This is a genomic window from Streptomyces sp. NPDC054866 (assembly GCF_053610745.1).
Window position 1 is genome coordinate 120,685 of record NZ_JBSGZA010000009.1, and the last position, 15,247, is coordinate 135,931.

General features: G+C 70.6%; 11 protein-coding genes. 9 read left to right on the forward strand and 2 right to left on the reverse strand.

Features of this window, described 5'->3' with window-relative positions; genetic code table 11:
* Nucleotides 1-2 precede the first annotated feature (2 nt).
* Nucleotides 3-1,601, reverse strand: coding sequence for a purple acid phosphatase family protein (locus ACWGI2_RS35300; RefSeq protein ID WP_453699929.1), 1,599 nt, complete (start codon nucleotides 1,599-1,601; stop codon nucleotides 3-5).
* Between the two features lie 152 nt (nucleotides 1,602-1,753).
* Between ACWGI2_RS35300 and ACWGI2_RS35305 the strand changes: the two genes are divergently transcribed.
* Together ACWGI2_RS35305 and ACWGI2_RS35310 are read left to right on the forward strand one after the other, a co-directional pair.
* Nucleotides 1,754-2,794, forward strand: coding sequence for a 3-isopropylmalate dehydrogenase (locus tag ACWGI2_RS35305; protein ID WP_453398100.1), 1,041 nt, complete (start codon nucleotides 1,754-1,756; stop codon nucleotides 2,792-2,794).
* A 245-nt stretch (nucleotides 2,795-3,039) separates the two neighbouring features.
* A complete protein-coding gene (locus ACWGI2_RS35310) occupies nucleotides 3,040-4,137 on the forward strand; it encodes a branched-chain amino acid aminotransferase (protein WP_453699931.1) in 1,098 nt (365 codons plus the stop codon).
* Nucleotides 4,138-4,623: 486 nt separating this feature from the next.
* Here ACWGI2_RS35310 and ACWGI2_RS35315 read toward each other — a convergent pair whose 3' ends face one another.
* Nucleotides 4,624-6,069, reverse strand: a complete 1,446-nt coding sequence (locus ACWGI2_RS35315) for a cytosine permease (RefSeq protein ID WP_453699932.1) — start codon at nucleotides 6,067-6,069, stop codon at nucleotides 4,624-4,626.
* Nucleotides 6,070-6,231: 162 nt separating this feature from the next.
* On the opposite strand from ACWGI2_RS35315, the gene ureA reads away from it, so the two are divergent.
* The 7 genes from ureA to ACWGI2_RS35350 all read left to right on the forward strand — a co-directional run bounded on the left by ureA (nucleotide 6,232) and on the right by ACWGI2_RS35350 (nucleotide 15,173).
* Entirely contained in the window at nucleotides 6,232-6,936 is a 705-nt protein-coding gene (gene ureA / locus ACWGI2_RS35320) for an urease subunit gamma (RefSeq protein ID WP_453699934.1), read from the forward strand.
* On the forward strand, nucleotides 6,933-8,654 hold the full coding sequence (locus tag ACWGI2_RS35325) for an urease subunit alpha (protein ID WP_453699936.1): 1,722 nt from the start codon (nucleotides 6,933-6,935) through the stop codon (nucleotides 8,652-8,654). The genes ureA and ACWGI2_RS35325 overlap by 4 nt, the downstream gene beginning before the upstream one ends.
* Nucleotides 8,655-8,720: 66 nt before the next feature.
* Nucleotides 8,721-9,734 (forward strand): agmatine deiminase family protein, encoded by a 1,014-nt coding sequence (locus tag ACWGI2_RS35330; protein ID WP_453400996.1) that lies wholly within the window; start codon nucleotides 8,721-8,723, stop codon nucleotides 9,732-9,734.
* Nucleotides 9,735-9,748: 14 nt separating this feature from the next.
* Entirely contained in the window at nucleotides 9,749-10,378 is a 630-nt protein-coding gene (locus ACWGI2_RS35335) for a TetR/AcrR family transcriptional regulator (protein ID WP_453400995.1), read from the forward strand.
* A 127-nt stretch (nucleotides 10,379-10,505) separates the two neighbouring features.
* A complete protein-coding gene (locus ACWGI2_RS35340) occupies nucleotides 10,506-11,765 on the forward strand; it encodes a TolB family protein (RefSeq protein ID WP_453699937.1) in 1,260 nt (419 codons plus the stop codon).
* A gap of 382 nt (nucleotides 11,766-12,147) precedes the next feature.
* Nucleotides 12,148-13,752: a citramalate synthase gene (gene cimA / locus ACWGI2_RS35345; RefSeq protein WP_453699939.1), complete on the forward strand. Its 1,605-nt coding sequence runs from the start codon at nucleotides 12,148-12,150 to the stop codon at nucleotides 13,750-13,752.
* A 62-nt stretch (nucleotides 13,753-13,814) separates the two neighbouring features.
* A complete protein-coding gene (locus ACWGI2_RS35350) occupies nucleotides 13,815-15,173 on the forward strand; it encodes a hypothetical protein (protein ID WP_453699941.1) in 1,359 nt (452 codons plus the stop codon).
* The last annotated feature ends 74 nt before the right edge of the window (nucleotides 15,174-15,247 follow it).

The following is a 15,247-nucleotide window of genomic DNA, read 5'->3' on the forward strand; positions in this document are numbered from 1 at the left end:
CCCTACTTACCGCGCACCACCTCGAAGTGGTCCACGCGCTCTCCGCTCTCGGCGAGCGCGGAGACCGTCAGCTTCGGGTTCGCACCGGCCGTCACCTCCACCGCGAGGAACGAGAAGCCGGTGTACCGCACCCGTGACCACTCCACCCTGTCCGGGTCGGGAAGGCGCGACTTCGTCCAGTGGAACGACAGGATCGATTCCCGGTCCTCGACGTTGCCCTCGTAGCTGTCCTTCACTCCGGCCGGGAAGTCGTAGAGGTCCTTGCCCGCGCCGCCCGCGGTGACGTACACGATGCCGTCGCGCGTCGGATCGGTCGACGCGCCGACCGGCACGGGCTTGCCGACCTCGCCGCCCTTGATCGCATCCGTGCGCTCGTAGACGTGGTTGTGGCCGTTCACGACCAGGTCCACCTGGTGCTTGGTGAAAAGCTCCAGCCACGCGTCGCGCACCCCGCCGTCGGAGGCGTGCGTCGCCGTCGAGTACATGCAGTGGTGGAAGAAGACCACGATGAAGTCGACGGACCCGTCAGCCCGCAGCTCGCCCAGGCGCTTGTCCAGCCAGGCGGTCTGCTTGCCGTCCGTGTAGCCCTTGTTGGCGGGGATCTCGTACGAGACATCGTTCGCGTCGAGCGCGACCACGCCGACATTGCCGTACGTGAAGGAGTAGACGCCCGGCGCGTTCTTCGGGTCGAAGCCGTTCTCGGGGAGCGACCAGCGGGCGGACTGGCCGCCGTAGCCGTTCGGCGAGTACCACGCCTCCATGTCGTGGTTGCCGGTCGTCACCATCCACGGGACCGATTTGGCCACGGACTCCGTCTGCGCCAGGAAGGTGTCCCACACGCGTGCGTCGTACGTGTCGGACTCCTTGCCGTGCCCGGTGCTGTCCGCGTAGCAGATGTCGCCCGCGTGCAGATGGAAGGACGGGTTCTGGCCCAGGATCAACTGGTCGTTGGCGAGCGCGTCGTAGCTCACGCCCTGGTCGCCGAAGGCCGTGAAGACGAACTTCTCCGGGGTCGCGGGCGCCGTGCGGAAGGAGCCGATCGTCGCCATCCGTTCGGGCGACGCCGGGTCGAAGCCGTCGTGGCCGACGCCGTAGTAGTACGTCGTGCCGGGCTTCAGGCCGTCGAGCGCCGCGTGCAGGTAGTACTGCTCGACCTTGGGCAGCTTCTTCGACAGGGACGGGGTGTGCAGATCGCGCACCTCAGCCTCGATCTTCCGGCTCAGCTCCCAGGGCTTCAACCCCACCCGCAGATAAGGGGACTTGACGGCGAACGGCACCTGCCAGGAGACCCGCATCTGCGTCTTCGGGTCGGCCCCGAAGGCGAGATGCCGGGCGAAAGGGGCCACCAGCTTGCCGTCGACCTTGACGGGCGCGGACGGTGCGGACGTCGCGGCGAGCGGGCTCGACGCCGGCGCGCCCTGGCCGTGGGCGCTGCCCGAGCTCCCGGCGAGCAGGCCTATGCCGCCGACCGTGCCGGCCGTGGCGAACGAACTGGCGAGGACCTTGCGGCGGGAGAACTTCCTGCGCAGGTACTCGTGCTGCTCCGGCATGCTCATCCCGGCCGCGAGCTGCTCGGGTATGCCGACATTGGGGGTGTCCATGTGGACAGAACTTCCCAGCGAGCCTCAACTCCCGCCAGGCCTGAAGGTGAAGGGAGAGTGGCCATGTGGTGGCGCCCCCGTGGCGCGACCAGGGGTGTCCGCATGCCGGACTGCGTGTGTCATCCCCTGGGACGGAGCGTAGGGTGCTTCGCATGTCTCGCAGCATCAATCTCGCAGTGATCCCCGGTGATGGAATCGGCCAGGAAGTCGTGGCCCAGGGGCTCAAGGTCCTCAACGCCGTCCTCCCGCAGGATGTGAAGCTGGAGACCAAGGAGTTCGACTTCGGCGCCAGGCGCTACCACGCGACCGGTGAGACCCTCACCGACGCCGACGTCGATGCCCTCAAGCAGTACGACGCGATCCTCCTCGGCGCGATCGGCGACCCCTCGGTCCCGTCCGGCGTCCTGGAGCGCGGCTTCCTGCTGAAGCTCCGCTTCCTCTTCGACCACCACGTCAACCTGCGGCCCTCGAAGCTGCTCCCGGGCGTGGCGACCCCGCTCAAGGGCGAGCCCGAGATCGACTTCATCGTCGTACGCGAAGGAACCGAGGGCCCGTACACCGGCAACGGCGGCTCGATCCGCACCGGCACCCCGCACGAGGTGGCGACCGAGGTCTCCGTCAACACCGCCTTCGGTGTGGAGCGTGTGGTCCGCGACGCCTTCGCCCGCGCGCAGGCCCGCCCCCGCAAGAAGCTGACGCTGGTCCACAAGAACAACGTCCTCGCGTACGCCGGTCACCTCTGGACGAACGTCTTCAACGAGGTGGCGAAGGAGTTCCCGGACGTCACCACGGACTACATCCACGTCGACGCCGCGACGATCTACCTCGTCACCGACCCGGCCCGCTTCGACGTGATCGTCACCGACAACCTCTTCGGCGACATCATCACCGACCTCGCCGCGGCCGTCTCCGGCGGCATCGGCGTCGCGGCCTCCGGCAACATCAACCCGAGCCGCGAGTTCCCGTCGATGTTCGAGCCCGTGCACGGTTCGGCGCCGGACATCGCGGGCCAGGGCAAGGCCGACCCGTCGGCCACCGTCCTGTCCGTCGCGCTGCTCCTGCGTCACCTCGGTTACGAGGACGAGGCGGGGCGCATCGAGGCCGCCGTCTCCACCGACCTCGCGGAGCGCGGCGACACGGTCCGCAGCACCGAGCAGATCGGCGACGCGCTCGCCGTACGAGTAGCGGGCTGACCCGGTAGCTCGTCCTTACGACACAGAAGCCGCCGGGTCTGGTTCACGACCCGGCGGCTTCTCGTATGCGGCTCCGGGTGCCACCATCGACCCCTGGGCCGCATTCACGCTGTTTCTTCCTCGGCGCCACGCGAGCGATAATCGAACGTGGGGCCGCGGAATGCAGGGTTACTCGGACGTCCTAGTACGAGAAGTACAGGCGTGAGCGCGGTCCGTCACCATCACACCGTGAAGGACTAGTACTCATGACGACGACGCCGACACCCTCGATCGAGCTCAAGCCCACCTCCTCCCCGCTGTCCAAGGCGGAGCGCGAGGCGATCCTGGCCAACCCCGGGTTCGGTCGCCACTTCACCGATCACATGGTGACGATCAAGTGGACGGAGGGCCGCGGCTGGCACGACGGCCAGCTCGTGCCGTACGGCCCGCTCTCCCTCGACCCGGCGACCAACGTCCTGCACTACGCGCAGGAGATCTTCGAGGGCCTGAAGGCCTACCGCCAGCCCGACGGCTCGGTGGCATCCTTCCGTCCCGAGGCCAACGCGGAGCGCTTCCAGCGGTCGGCGCGGCGGCTCGCGATGCCGGAGCTGCCGGTCGAGACGTTCATCGAGGCGTGCGACGCGCTGGTGAAGCAGGACAAGGCGTGGGTGCCGGCGCATGGTGGCGAGGAGTCGCTGTACCTGCGCCCGTTCATGATCGCGAGCGAGGTCGGCCTGGGCGTGAAGCCCGCCAACGAGTACCTCTTCATCGTCATCGCCTCGCCCGCGGGCGCGTACTTCCCCGGTGGCGTCAAGCCCGTCTCGATCTGGCTGTCGGAGGACCGCGTGCGCGCGGTGCCCGGCGGTGTGGGCGACGCGAAGACCGGAGGCAACTACGCGGCGTCGCTGCTGGCGCAGGCCGAGGCGGCGGCGATGGGCTGCGACCAGGTGGCGTACCTGGACGCGGTGGAGCACAAGTGGGTGGAAGAGCTCGGCGGGATGAACCTGTACTTCGTGTACGGGGACAAGATCGTGACGCCGACGTTGACGGGTTCCCTGCTCGCCGGGATCACGAGGGACTCGCTGCTCACGGTCGCCCGTGACCTCGGGTACTCCTCGGAGGAGTCGCGGGTGTCGATCGACCAGTGGCAGGCGGACACGGCCGAGGGCACGCTGACGGAGGTCTTCGCGTGCGGCACGGCGGCGGTGATCACCCCTGTGGGTACGGTCAAGTGCCGCTCGGGCGAGTGGACCCAGAGCGGCGGCGAGCCGGGCCCGGTGACGATGAGGTTGCGCGAGGCGCTGCTGGACGTGCAACGGGGCACGGCGGAGGACCAGCACGGCTGGATGCACGACCTCGGCTGAGGGCTCAGCGGTGTGGGGCCGGGCCCCGGGGGCGGCACCCCCGGGGCCCGGCCTTTGCGCTGCCGGCTGCGGGTTGTCGTGGGTTGCGCGGGGTCGCTCCCGCTGGGGCGTGCGGGTGCGGGCCTGCGCCGTTCCCCTTGGGGCGCGCTGCCGACTGCGGGTGCGTCCGGGGTACGGCAACGGTTCGTCTGTGGGTGCGGGGCCGCGCCGGTATGTCCGTCCTCGCTATCGTCCGGTGGCCGTGGGGTTGCTGCGGCGCCGGAGTCTTCGGGAGCCGTGCTCCGGGCAGACATACCGGCACGTCCCCTCGCGCGCGCTGCCGAGTGCGGCTGTTGGGTGGTCGCTGCGGGCCGCCTCCGCGTGTGGGGGGCGATCCCCTTTCCCGCGCGTCGCGCGGATGTCTCCCGCCCACCCACCCGATTACCCCGGGGCAATCGGGCGGGTGGGAGAGGTCCGTTCGGTCGGGGGCGGCCGCGGGCGCGCTGATCAGGGGGCCACGCCGACCGCAGGGCCACTCTCCGCCGCGGGCTCAGGCCCAGGCTCAGGCTCAGGAGCCCGCCCCCGCTCAAGGACCACGTACGCCAAGCCCCCCACCACCCCCGACAGCAGGAAGCTGCAGTCCACCCCGCCTGTGAGAGGCAGGAGCGGACCCTCGTAGGAGGGGAGTGAGACCGCCGCGAGACCGACCGCTGCGCCCAGGCTCCAGCTCACCGTCGCCGGGACGTTCCAGCCCGCCCGGTACCAGTAGATCCCGCCCTTGGAACGGCGGTTGAAGACCTGGAGCGCCTCCGCGTCGTAGACGCCCCCGCAGCGCGCGAAGCCGATCAGGGTGATCACCGCCCACGGTGTGCCGATCGCCGTGAGGAGGAGGACGAAGGACGTCATCGCGTCCTGCGCCTCCCACGCGTAGTGGCCCACGAACACGCACCCCGTAGCCACCACCGCCACGGTGTACGTCGCCCGCGCCCGCGAAGCGCGCGGCACGATCGCGTCCAGGTCGAGGCCCATCGAGTACAGCATCAGGCCCGCGTTGCCGACCGAGCCCGCGGAGGCGGCGAGCAGGAGCGGGATCAAGTACCAGGTGGGGGAGGCGGAAACCAGCGGGCCCGCGTAGTCGAGCGCCGCCCCCGCCGCGTACGCCGTGAACGTACCGAAGAGTTGGGGCACGAGGAGGCCGGCCAGCAGGCCGATCCATGACGCGCGCAGTACCGTGCGCGAGCTGTGCCGGGTGGGGGAGATGTAGCGCGTGTAGTCGCCCAGGAGCGTGATGAACGCGATCGGGCCGCTCAGGCCCGCTGCCACAAGCGCGAGCAGCCACGTCGGCCAGAACGAGCCGAGGAGGTAGCCGCCCGCATCGGGGAGCGCCGACGTCGTGAAGTCGGGGGCGTAGGCCACCGCCCCGAGGATGAGGAGTGCCGTCATGCCGATCGCGAGCACGCGCGAGAGGCGCAGAAGCACCCGGTAGCCGTAGACCGCGCCCGTCACCGTGGCGGCGGCGAGCAGCGCGTACACGATCCCGTACGAGAGGCCACTGGAGGGGAGTCCCGTCAGGCGGTGCAGGACGCCCACCATCACGTCGCCGCCGATCCAGATGGTCAGCGCGGTGTAGCCGAGGGAGAGCAGGAGGCCGACGATCGAGCCGACCAGGCGGCCCCGCACGCCGAACTGGGCGCCGGAGGACGTCGAGAGGTTGGTGCCCGTGCGGAGCGAGACCAGGGCGAGGGGGGCCGTGAGGGCCGTACCGATCACCGTGCCCGCCACCACGGACGTGACCGACGCCCACCAGCCGAGGCCGAACGACACCGGCAGCCAGCCGAAGACGATCACCCCGAGGCAGAGGTTGGAGCCGAGCAGGATCGAGATGAGATCGCGGGGGCCGCTGGTGCGTTCCCCGTCCGGGATGGTGTCGACTCCGCGCTGTTCTATCGGCATGAGGGTGCCCCTGACGCTCGATCGTGGCCGCCTGCGCACACAGGCCGCCGTCCGACTGTTTGAGTGCCGCTCAATGTGACCTGAGGCATGGTCGTACGTCAATGTTTCCGTCGGATCAATCTCGTGGTTAGAGTGGTGTTCAAACGATGGAGGTGTGGTGGCGTGCGGCTTACTCCCACGGAACGCGACCGGCTGCTGCTCTTCGGGGCGGCCGAGCTCGCCAGGGCCCGCAAGGCGCGCGGCCTCAGACTCAACGTCCCCGAAGCGACCGCGCTGATCGCGGACACGGTGTGCGAGGCGGCCCGCGACGGCGCCAGGCTCGCCGATGCGATCGAGCGCGCGCGCTCGGTCCTCGGGCCCGACGACGTCCTGCCGGGCGTCGCGGACGTGGTGACCGAGGTGCATGTGGAGGCCGTCTTCGACGACGGGTCCCGGCTCGCGGTGGTCTCGCAGCCGATCGGGGAGGGGCTCGGGAGCGAGGCTCCGGGAGCGCTGCTCCCCGGCCCCGAGCACGAGGAGCCCGCGCCGGCCGTGAAGCTCACGGTGCGCAACACCGCCACCGTGCCCGTCTCCGTCACCTCGCACTTCCACCTCTTCGAGGCCAACCCCCGGCTCGACTTCGACCGGGTGGCCGCGTACGGCATGCGCCTGGCCGTGCCCGCCGGGTCCTCGGTCCGCTTCGGGCCCGGCGAGAGCGCCGAGGTCGGGCTTGTGCCGATCGGCGGCGAGCGGATCGCGATCGGCTTCGCCGGCCTCGTCGACGGGCCGCTGGACGCGCCGGGCGCCCGCGAAGAGGCCCTGCGCCGCGCCGCGGCCTGCGGCTACCTCGGCATACCGGAAACGACTGAGCAGGAGGTCGAGCGATGAGCCGCCCCGGAGGCCACCCCGCCGAACCGCGCCGCCTCACCCCGCACGAGTACGCCGCCACGCACGGCCCCCGAGCCGGCGACCACGTGCGGCTCGGTGATTCGGGTCTTACGGTCCGCGTCGAGTCCGACTCCCAGCGGTACGGCGACGAATTCCTCGCCGGATTCGGCAAGACCGCCCGTGACGGGCTGCACCTGAAGGCCGCCGCCGTCCGCGAGACCTGCGACGTCGTCATCAGCAACGTCCTGGTGATCGACGCCGTGCAGGGCATCCGCAAGGTGTCCGTCGGCATCAGGGAAGGGCGGATCCACGCCATCGGGCGAGCCGGTAACCCCGACACCCTCGACGGCGTCGACGTCGTCGTCGGCACCGGCACGTCCATCGTCTCGGGCGAGGGGCTCATCGCCACCGCCGGATCCGTGGACACCCACGTCCACCTGCTCTCGCCGCGCATCATGGAGGCGTCGCTCGCCTCCGGCGTCACCACGATCATCGGCCAGGAATTCGGGCCGGTGTGGGGCGTCGGCGTCAACTCGCCCTGGGCGCTGAAGCACGCCTTCAACGCCTTCGACGCCTGGCCGGTCAACATCGGCTTCCTGGGCCGGGGTTCGTCCTCGCACGACGCCCCACTCATCGAGGCGCTCGCCGAGGGCGGGGCCTCGGGCTTCAAGGTGCACGAGGACATGGGCGCGCATACGCGGGCGTTGGACACCGCGCTGCGGGTCGCCGAGGAGCAGGACGTACAAGTCGCCCTGCACAGCGACGGGTTGAACGAATGTCTCTCCGTCGAGGACACCCTGAAGGTGCTCGAAGGGCGGACCATCCACGCCTTCCACATCGAGGGATGCGGCGGCGGGCACGTGCCGAACGTCCTGAAGATGGCGGGCGTGCCGAACGTGATCGGCTCCTCCACCAACCCCACGCTGCCCTTCGGGCGTGACGCCGTCGCCGAGCACTACGGCATGATCGTCTCGGTCCACGACCTGAAGACCGATCTGCCGGGCGACGCGGCGATGGCACGCGACCGCATCCGCGCCGGGACCATGGGCGCGGAGGACGTCCTGCACGACCTGGGCGCCATCGGCATCACCTCGTCCGACGCGCAGGGCATGGGGCGCGCGGGCGAGACGGTACGCAGGACCTTCGCGATGGCCGGGAAGATGAAGGCCGACTTCGGCCCCATGGACGGTGACGGCCCGCATGACGACAACGCGCGCGTCCTGCGCTACATGGCCAAGCTGACCATCAACCCCGCCATCGCCCACGGCCTCGCCCACGAGGTCGGCTCCATCGAGGTCGGCAAGATGGCCGACATCGTGCTCTGGCAGCCCGAATACTTCGGCGCCAAGCCGCAGTTGGTCCTGAAGTCCGGCTTCCCCGCCTACGGAGTGGTGGGCGACCCGAACGCCGCGACCGACACGTGCGAACCCCTCGTCCTCGGCCCGCAGTTCGGCTCGTACGGCGCGACGCCCGCCGACATCTCCGTGGCCTTCGTCGCGCAGGCGGCCGTCGACCAGGGCAACGACAAGATGCCGACACGGCGGCGCCGTGTCGCCGTCCGGGGCACCCGTGGCATCGGCCCCGCCGACCTGCGGCTCAACTCCCGCACCGGCTCCATCGACGTCGACCAGCGCTCCGGCCTCGTCACGCTCGACGGCGACCCGGTCCGGTCGGAGCCCGCCGACTCGGTCTCGCTCAACCGCCTCTACTTCCTTTAGCTCCCTGCGTCACTTCCTGTAGTTCCCTCCGTCAGTCCTCCTTGAAGTCCTTCCATAGGGATCACCATGACCTTCCACATGCCCGCCGAGTGGGCCCCGCACGAGCGCACCTGGATGGCCTGGCCGGGCCCCAACCCGACCTTCCGGGACGAGAGCGAACTCGCCGAGGGCCGGGCCGCCTGGGCGGGCGTCGCCCGTGCCGTACGCCGCTTCGAACCCGTCACGATGGTCGTCGGAACGGGCCAGAGCGAGTCGGCCCGCGCGCTCCTCGGCCCGGACATCGAGCTCGTCGAGCGCGATCTCGACGACGCGTGGATGCGGGACATCGGCCCCACCTTCGTACGCGACGGAGACCAACTGGCCGCCGTGGACTGGATCTTCAACGGCTGGGGCGGCCAGGACTGGGCCCGCTGGGAGCACGACGCGAAGATCGCCCGCCACGTCGCCGACCTGGCAGGCGTACCCGTCCACTCCTCGCCCCTGGTCAACGAAGGCGGCGGCATCCACGTCGACGGCGAGGGCACGGTCCTGCTGACCGACACGGTCCAGCTCGACCCCGGACGCAATCCGGGCCTCACCCGGGAGCAGGCCGAGGAGGCGATCCACGCCCGCATCGGCACGAAGAAGGCGATCTGGCTGCCGAAGGGCCTGACCGGGGACTACGGCCAGTTCGGCACCCGGGGGCACGTCGACATCGTCGCTGCCTTCGCCGCGCCCGGCATCGTCCTCGTCCACTCGCAGCAGGACCCCGCCCACCCGGACTTCGAGGTCAGCAAGGAGATCATCGGGGTCCTGCGCGGGCAGACCGACGCCCGGGGCCGCGCCCTGCAGATCGTCGAGGTGCCCGCGCCGACCGTCCTCACCGACGACGAGGGCTGGGTCGACTACTCCTACATCAACCACTACCTCTGCAATGGCGGCGTCGTCCTGTGCGCCTTCGACGACCCGCGCGACGAGATCGCGGCGGGCATCTTCCGCCGTCTCTTCCCGGAGCGGACCGTGACGCTCGTCGACGCCCGTACGATCTTTGCCGGGGGTGGTGGCATCCACTGCATCACCCAGCAGCAGCCGAAGGTGTGATCTAGGAGTACCCCATGGCCGGGACAGCCCGTGCGCGCAAGAACGCACCACCGCGCGAGGACGTCCTCGCCGCCGCCATGGAGATGATCGCCGAGCGCGGCCTGGAGAAGCTGACCATGGCCGCGCTCGGCCGTGAGGTCGGCATGAGCAGCGGCCACCTCCTCTACTACTTCCGCACCAAGGACGAGCTGCTCCTGCGCACCCTGGAGTGGAGCGAGTCCGCGCTCGGCGCCGAGCGCGGCCGGCTGCTTGCCCGGCAGGGCACGGCCCGCGAGCGGCTCGACGCGTACGTCGACCTGTACGTCCCCGATGCCCCCGGCGACCCCCACTGGACGCTCTGGCTGGAGGTCTGGAACCGCTCCCTGAACGCCGACGAGGACGGGCGCGACCGTCAGGCCGCCATCGAGAGCGCCTGGCACCGCGACCTGGTGGCGCTGCTCGCCGAAGGCGTGTCGCGGGGCGAGTTCAGGGCCATGGACCCCGACCGGTTCGCGTCCCGGCTGCGGGCGCTGCTCGACGGATTCTCCATCCACGTGGCGATCGGCCTGCGCGGCACGGGGCGTGACCAGATCCTCGCGCACGTACGGGAGTTCCTGGACGGAGCGCTCACGTCCGACTCCGAGGACCCGTCGACCCCCGTCTAGGTTGTACGCGTTTCGGCGGATTGTGCGTTTCCTGGCGGTGCGGTTGTATCCCCGTGGGCCTTACGCGTCTGCGCGCACCGAGCGCAGCGCCCGCACCGAACACCGAGCAATCACGGGGGATTTGACCATGCACAGCACCAAGCGCCGCGCCGCCCTGGCCGCCGCCGCACTCGTCGCCGCGGTCACCGCCACGACGCTGCCTGCCGCCTTCGCCGCGCCCGGCGCCGACGCGCCCCGCACCGAGGGCGTCAGCGTCACGGCCGACGGCAAGGCCGCCAACGACCGTTCCGCGGGGGCCGTGATCAGCAGGGACGGCCGGTTCGCCGCCTTCGACTCCGAGGCCACCGATCTGGTCGCGGGCGACACCAACGGGCGGAGCGACATCTTCGTACGCGATCTGCGCACCGGAAAGACCGAGCGGATCGCCCTCGAAGGGCGGGACCTCAGGAAGGCCTCGCTCAGCGCCGACGGGCGATACGTCGCGATGATCACCAGCCCCGCGGACGCCTACTCGGTCGCCGACGTCCGGCTCTACGACCGCAGGACCAAGAAGTTCGAGCGCCTCGACGTCGAGCTGCCCGACGGCTACCCCGGGGACAGCGCGGGCAGCGTCTCCCTGAGCGCGAACGCCCGCTACGCCGTCTTCAGCACGGACGGCCCGCAGTTCGACGGCACGGCGGTCTTCCTGCGCGACCGCAAGACCGGCACCACCGAGAAGGTCAGCCACCCGTACACCGGCGGTGACGGGGAGCGCGACGCCCACTCGCCGACCGTCAGCGACGACGGCCGCCGCGTCGCGTACGCGAACTCCTTCGTCAACGGCCCGCGCGGCGACGACTGGAGCGACCTGTGGGTCCGCGACCGCAAGACGGGGAAGGTGACGCAGGTCGACCGTTCCCACGACGGCTCCAAGACCGAGAAGGAGTCCCTGGACGCGTCCATCAGCGGCGACGGCCGCACCGTGGTCTTCGAGTCCCGCGACACGCACCTCGTCCCGAACGACGACGACGCCGCCTGGAACGTCTTCGTGCACGACCTCGCGTCCGGCAGGAACCAGCGCATCCACGGCACCCAGGGCGGCCCCGGCGAGGCCTACACCCGCGCGCCCGCGATCAGCGCCGACGGGCGCTACCTGACGTACATGTCGGAGCTCACCGAGGCCGGTGCCGAGTACGGCAAGGAGTGGCCCGTCTACCTGCGGGACCTGAAGAAGGGCGGCACCACGCTCGTCACGCCGGACACCACGGGCGGCGCGGCATCGGCCCAGGTCGCCCCCGGTGGCCTCTCGGCGGACGGCCGGAGGATCGCCTTCCTCTCCGGCGACGCGTCGCTCCTGAGCGGCGACACCAATGACGGCGACGACACGTTCGTACGCCACCTGCGCTGACGCGGTCGCACGGCCCGCGGGCGGCGCGTCCCACGCGCCGCCCGCGGCGAGGTGTCCCATGGCGAGGTGTCCTAGGACGTCCACGTACGCCCGCATCGTGAGACGGGGCAGCGCGGCGTGTGCGGGCTGTGGCAGGCTGCCACCGTGCTCTCGTTCGCCATGATTATTGGCAGCAGGCGCGCCGGTCCGCAGTGACCGTCTCGTACCACCATGTACGGGCGGACACCGTCGTCTCTCGACCCGCGCGCAAACCTCTCGTACCCACGAGGGGTTTTTTCGTTTCCTGGCCCAACATCAGCCGGACGCGGAGCGCGAGGGATCATTGAGGCGGTGGAGCCGGTCATTCCGGTAGACCGAGATCCGACACAGGAGCCAGATCAGCATGACGGAAACCAGCACACCCGACGATGCGTTCCACGTCTTTGACACCACGCTGCGCGACGGCGCGCAGCGCGAGGGAATCAACCTGACCGTCGCGGACAAGCTGACCATCGCCCGGCACCTGGACGACTTCGGCGTGGGCTTCATCGAGGGCGGCTGGCCGGGCGCCAACCCCCGCGACACCGAGTTCTTCGCCCGCGCGCAGCAAGAGATCACCTTCCGGCACGCCCAGCTCGTCGCCTTCGGCGCCACCCGCCGCGCCGGTGGCTCGGCGGCCACGGACCCGCAGGTCAACGCCCTGCTTGAGTCCGGCGCCCCGGTCATCACGCTCGTCGCCAAGGCCCATGACCGGCACGTCGAGCTCGCCCTGCGCACGACCCTGGAGGAGAACCTGGAGATGGTGCGCGACACCGTCGCCTATCTCACCGCCCAGGGGCGGCGCGTCTTCGTCGACTGCGAGCACTTCTTCGACGGCTACCGCGCCAATCCCGAGTACGCGAAATCCGTCGTCCGCACCGCCTCCGAGGCGGGCGCCGACGTCGTCGTCCTGTGCGACACCAACGGCGGCATGCTCCCCGCCCAGGTCAAGGCCATCGTCGGCACCGTGATCGCCGACACCGGAGCCCGGCTCGGCATCCACGCGCAGGACGACACGGGCTGCGCGGTCGCCAACACCCTCGCCGCCGTCGACGCGGGCGCGACCCACGTCCAGTGCACGGCCAACGGCTACGGCGAGCGCGTCGGCAACGCCAACCTCTTCCCCGTGGTCGGCGCCCTGGAGCTCAAGTACGGCAAGCAGGTCCTGCCCGAGGGCTCGCTGCGCGAGATGACCCGCGTCTCGCACGCCATCGCCGAGGTCGTGAACCTCACCCCCTCCACGCACCAGCCGTACGTGGGCGTATCGGCCTTCGCGCACAAGGCGGGCCTGCACGCCTCCGCGATCAAGGTCGACCCGGATCTCTACCAGCACATCGACCCGGATCTGGTGGGCAACCGCATCCGGATGCTGGTCTCGGACATGGCCGGACGCGCCTCCATCGAGCTCAAGGGCAAGGAGCTCGGCGTCGACCTCGGCGACGACCGTGAGCTGGTCGGCCGCGTGGTCGAGCGGGTCAAGGAGCGCGAGCTCAACGGATACACGTACGAGGCGGCTGACGCGTCCTTCGAACTGCTCCTTCGCGAGGAGGCCGAGGGGAGGGCCCGCCGCTACTTCCGCGTCGAGTCCTGGCGGGCCATCGTCGAGGACCGCCCCGACGGCACGCACGCGAACGAAGCGACCGTGAAGCTGTGGGCCAAGGGCGAGCGCATCGTCGCCACGGCGGAGGGCAACGGCCCGGTCAACGCGCTCGACCGGTCGCTCCGCGTCGGCCTGGAGCGGATCTACCCGCAGCTCGCCAAGATGGAGCTCGTCGACTACAAGGTCCGCATCCTTGAGGGCAAGCACGGCACGTCGTCCACGACCCGTGTACTGATCTCCACCAGTGACGGTGACGGTGAGTGGTCGACGGTGGGGGTGGCGGAGAACGTGATCGCGGCGTCGTGGCAGGCGCTGGAGGACGCGTACACCTTCGGTCTGCTGCGGGCGGGCGTCGAGCCCGTGGAGTAGTCGCCGCAAACGGACCCGCTCGCGGACCTCCGTCGGGGGCCCGACTGAGTTAGCTTCGAAGTATGAGCAATGGGACGAAGCGGTTCATTGTCGCGCTGTCCGGGATGCTCCTGTCCCTGGGTGCCGTGTCGTTCACGGCGGCGCCCGGGGCCGCGGCCGCCACCAGTGTTCCGGCCGTGGCCGACGCCTGGGAGAAGAGCCCGGTGTACGTGGATCCGGCCGCCTCGGACCAGCTGTCCGGGGCCGACGCGGATGCCATCGCGGAGAAGATCACGGACGCCGACAAGCCCGTGTTCGTGGCGGTGCTGCCCGCCGACTTCCCCCAGCAGGACCTCTTCCAGAAGCTGCGCACCGAGACCGGCGTGACGGGTGTGTACGGGATCAGGCTCGGCGACGCGTTCGACGCGAAGGCGGACAAGCAGGTCCTGAGCAACGCGGCCGTCTCGAACCTCGTCGCGACCTATGGGGACGTGAACAACACCAAGGCCCAGCTCAACGACTTCGTCGACCAGGCGGTGAAGGACGCCCGCGGCTCGGCGCCCGCGTCCTGGGACGCCGGTTCCGACGACGGCACCCCCGTGGGCGCGCTGATCGGTGTCGGTGCGGTGCTCGTCGCGGGCGGCGGGGCCACGTACGCGGTGGTCCGGCGGAACCGGCGGCGCAAGGCCGAGGAGCAGCGGGTCGCGCTGGAGAAGCTGCGGGTCGTGGTGGACGAGGACATTACGGCGTACGGCGAGGAGTTGGACCGTCTCGACTTCCACCCCGGGGAGGCGGGAGCGGACGACATGATGCGCGCGGACTACGAACGGGCCCTCGACTCGTACGAGAAGGCGAAGTCGTTCATGGCGGCGGCGGAGCGGCCTGAGCAGGTACGGGCCGTGACGCAGTCCCTGGAGGACGGCCGCTTCTCGCTCGCCCTGCTCGCCGCGCGCCGGGAGGGCCGCCCGCTGCCGGAGCGGCGCGCTCCCTGCTTCTTCGACCCGCGGCACGGCCCGTCGGTGAAGGATGCCCAGTGGGCCCCGCCGGGCGGGGCCGGGCGGTCGGTCCCGGTGTGCCTGGCGGACGCGACGCGCCTCGCGGACGGCGAGGAGCCCATGTCGCGGACGGTGGTCACGGAGTCGGGGGAGCGGCGCCCGTACTGGGAGGCGGGCCCGGCCTACGGCCCCTGGGCGGGCGGCTACTTCGGCGGCGGCATGCTGCCGGCCCTCCTTGTGGGCACGATGCTGGGCGGAATGATGGCGAGCCCGGCGTACGCGGCTGACTACGGGGCGGGTTACGGGGACTTCGGGAGCGGCGCGGGCGCGGGGTACGACGGCGGCGACTACTCGGGCTCGGACTTCGACCCCGGGGACTACGGGGGCGGGGGCTTCGGGGGCGGCGGGGACTTTGGCGGGGGTGGGGACTTCGGGGGTGGGTTCTAGGCGGGGCGGAGGGTTCTAGGCCGCTGTCCGCGGTGGACGGGTTGACTTCGTGAGCTGCATACGAGACGATACGT

What these genes read in the sequence shown, in the direction of transcription:
- ACWGI2_RS35300 (WP_453699929.1), bottom strand. Translation starts at nt 1,601, where the DNA reads ATGGACACCCCCAATGTCGGCATACCCGAGCAGCTCGCGGCCGGGATG.
- ACWGI2_RS35335 (WP_453400995.1), top strand. Translation starts at nt 9,749, where the DNA reads ATGGCCGGGACAGCCCGTGCGCGCAAGAACGCACCACCGCGCGAGGAC.
- cimA (WP_453699939.1), top strand. Translation starts at nt 12,148, where the DNA reads ATGACGGAAACCAGCACACCCGACGATGCGTTCCACGTCTTTGACACC.
- ACWGI2_RS35330 (WP_453400996.1), top strand. Translation starts at nt 8,721, where the DNA reads ATGACCTTCCACATGCCCGCCGAGTGGGCCCCGCACGAGCGCACCTGG.
- ACWGI2_RS35305 (WP_453398100.1), top strand. Translation starts at nt 1,754, where the DNA reads ATGTCTCGCAGCATCAATCTCGCAGTGATCCCCGGTGATGGAATCGGC.
- ACWGI2_RS35315 (WP_453699932.1), bottom strand. Translation starts at nt 6,069, where the DNA reads ATGCCGATAGAACAGCGCGGAGTCGACACCATCCCGGACGGGGAACGC.
- ACWGI2_RS35340 (WP_453699937.1), top strand. Translation starts at nt 10,506, where the DNA reads ATGCACAGCACCAAGCGCCGCGCCGCCCTGGCCGCCGCCGCACTCGTC.
- ACWGI2_RS35310 (WP_453699931.1), top strand. Translation starts at nt 3,040, where the DNA reads ATGACGACGACGCCGACACCCTCGATCGAGCTCAAGCCCACCTCCTCC.
- ACWGI2_RS35350 (WP_453699941.1), top strand. Translation starts at nt 13,815, where the DNA reads ATGAGCAATGGGACGAAGCGGTTCATTGTCGCGCTGTCCGGGATGCTC.
- ACWGI2_RS35325 (WP_453699936.1), top strand. Translation starts at nt 6,933, where the DNA reads ATGAGCCGCCCCGGAGGCCACCCCGCCGAACCGCGCCGCCTCACCCCG.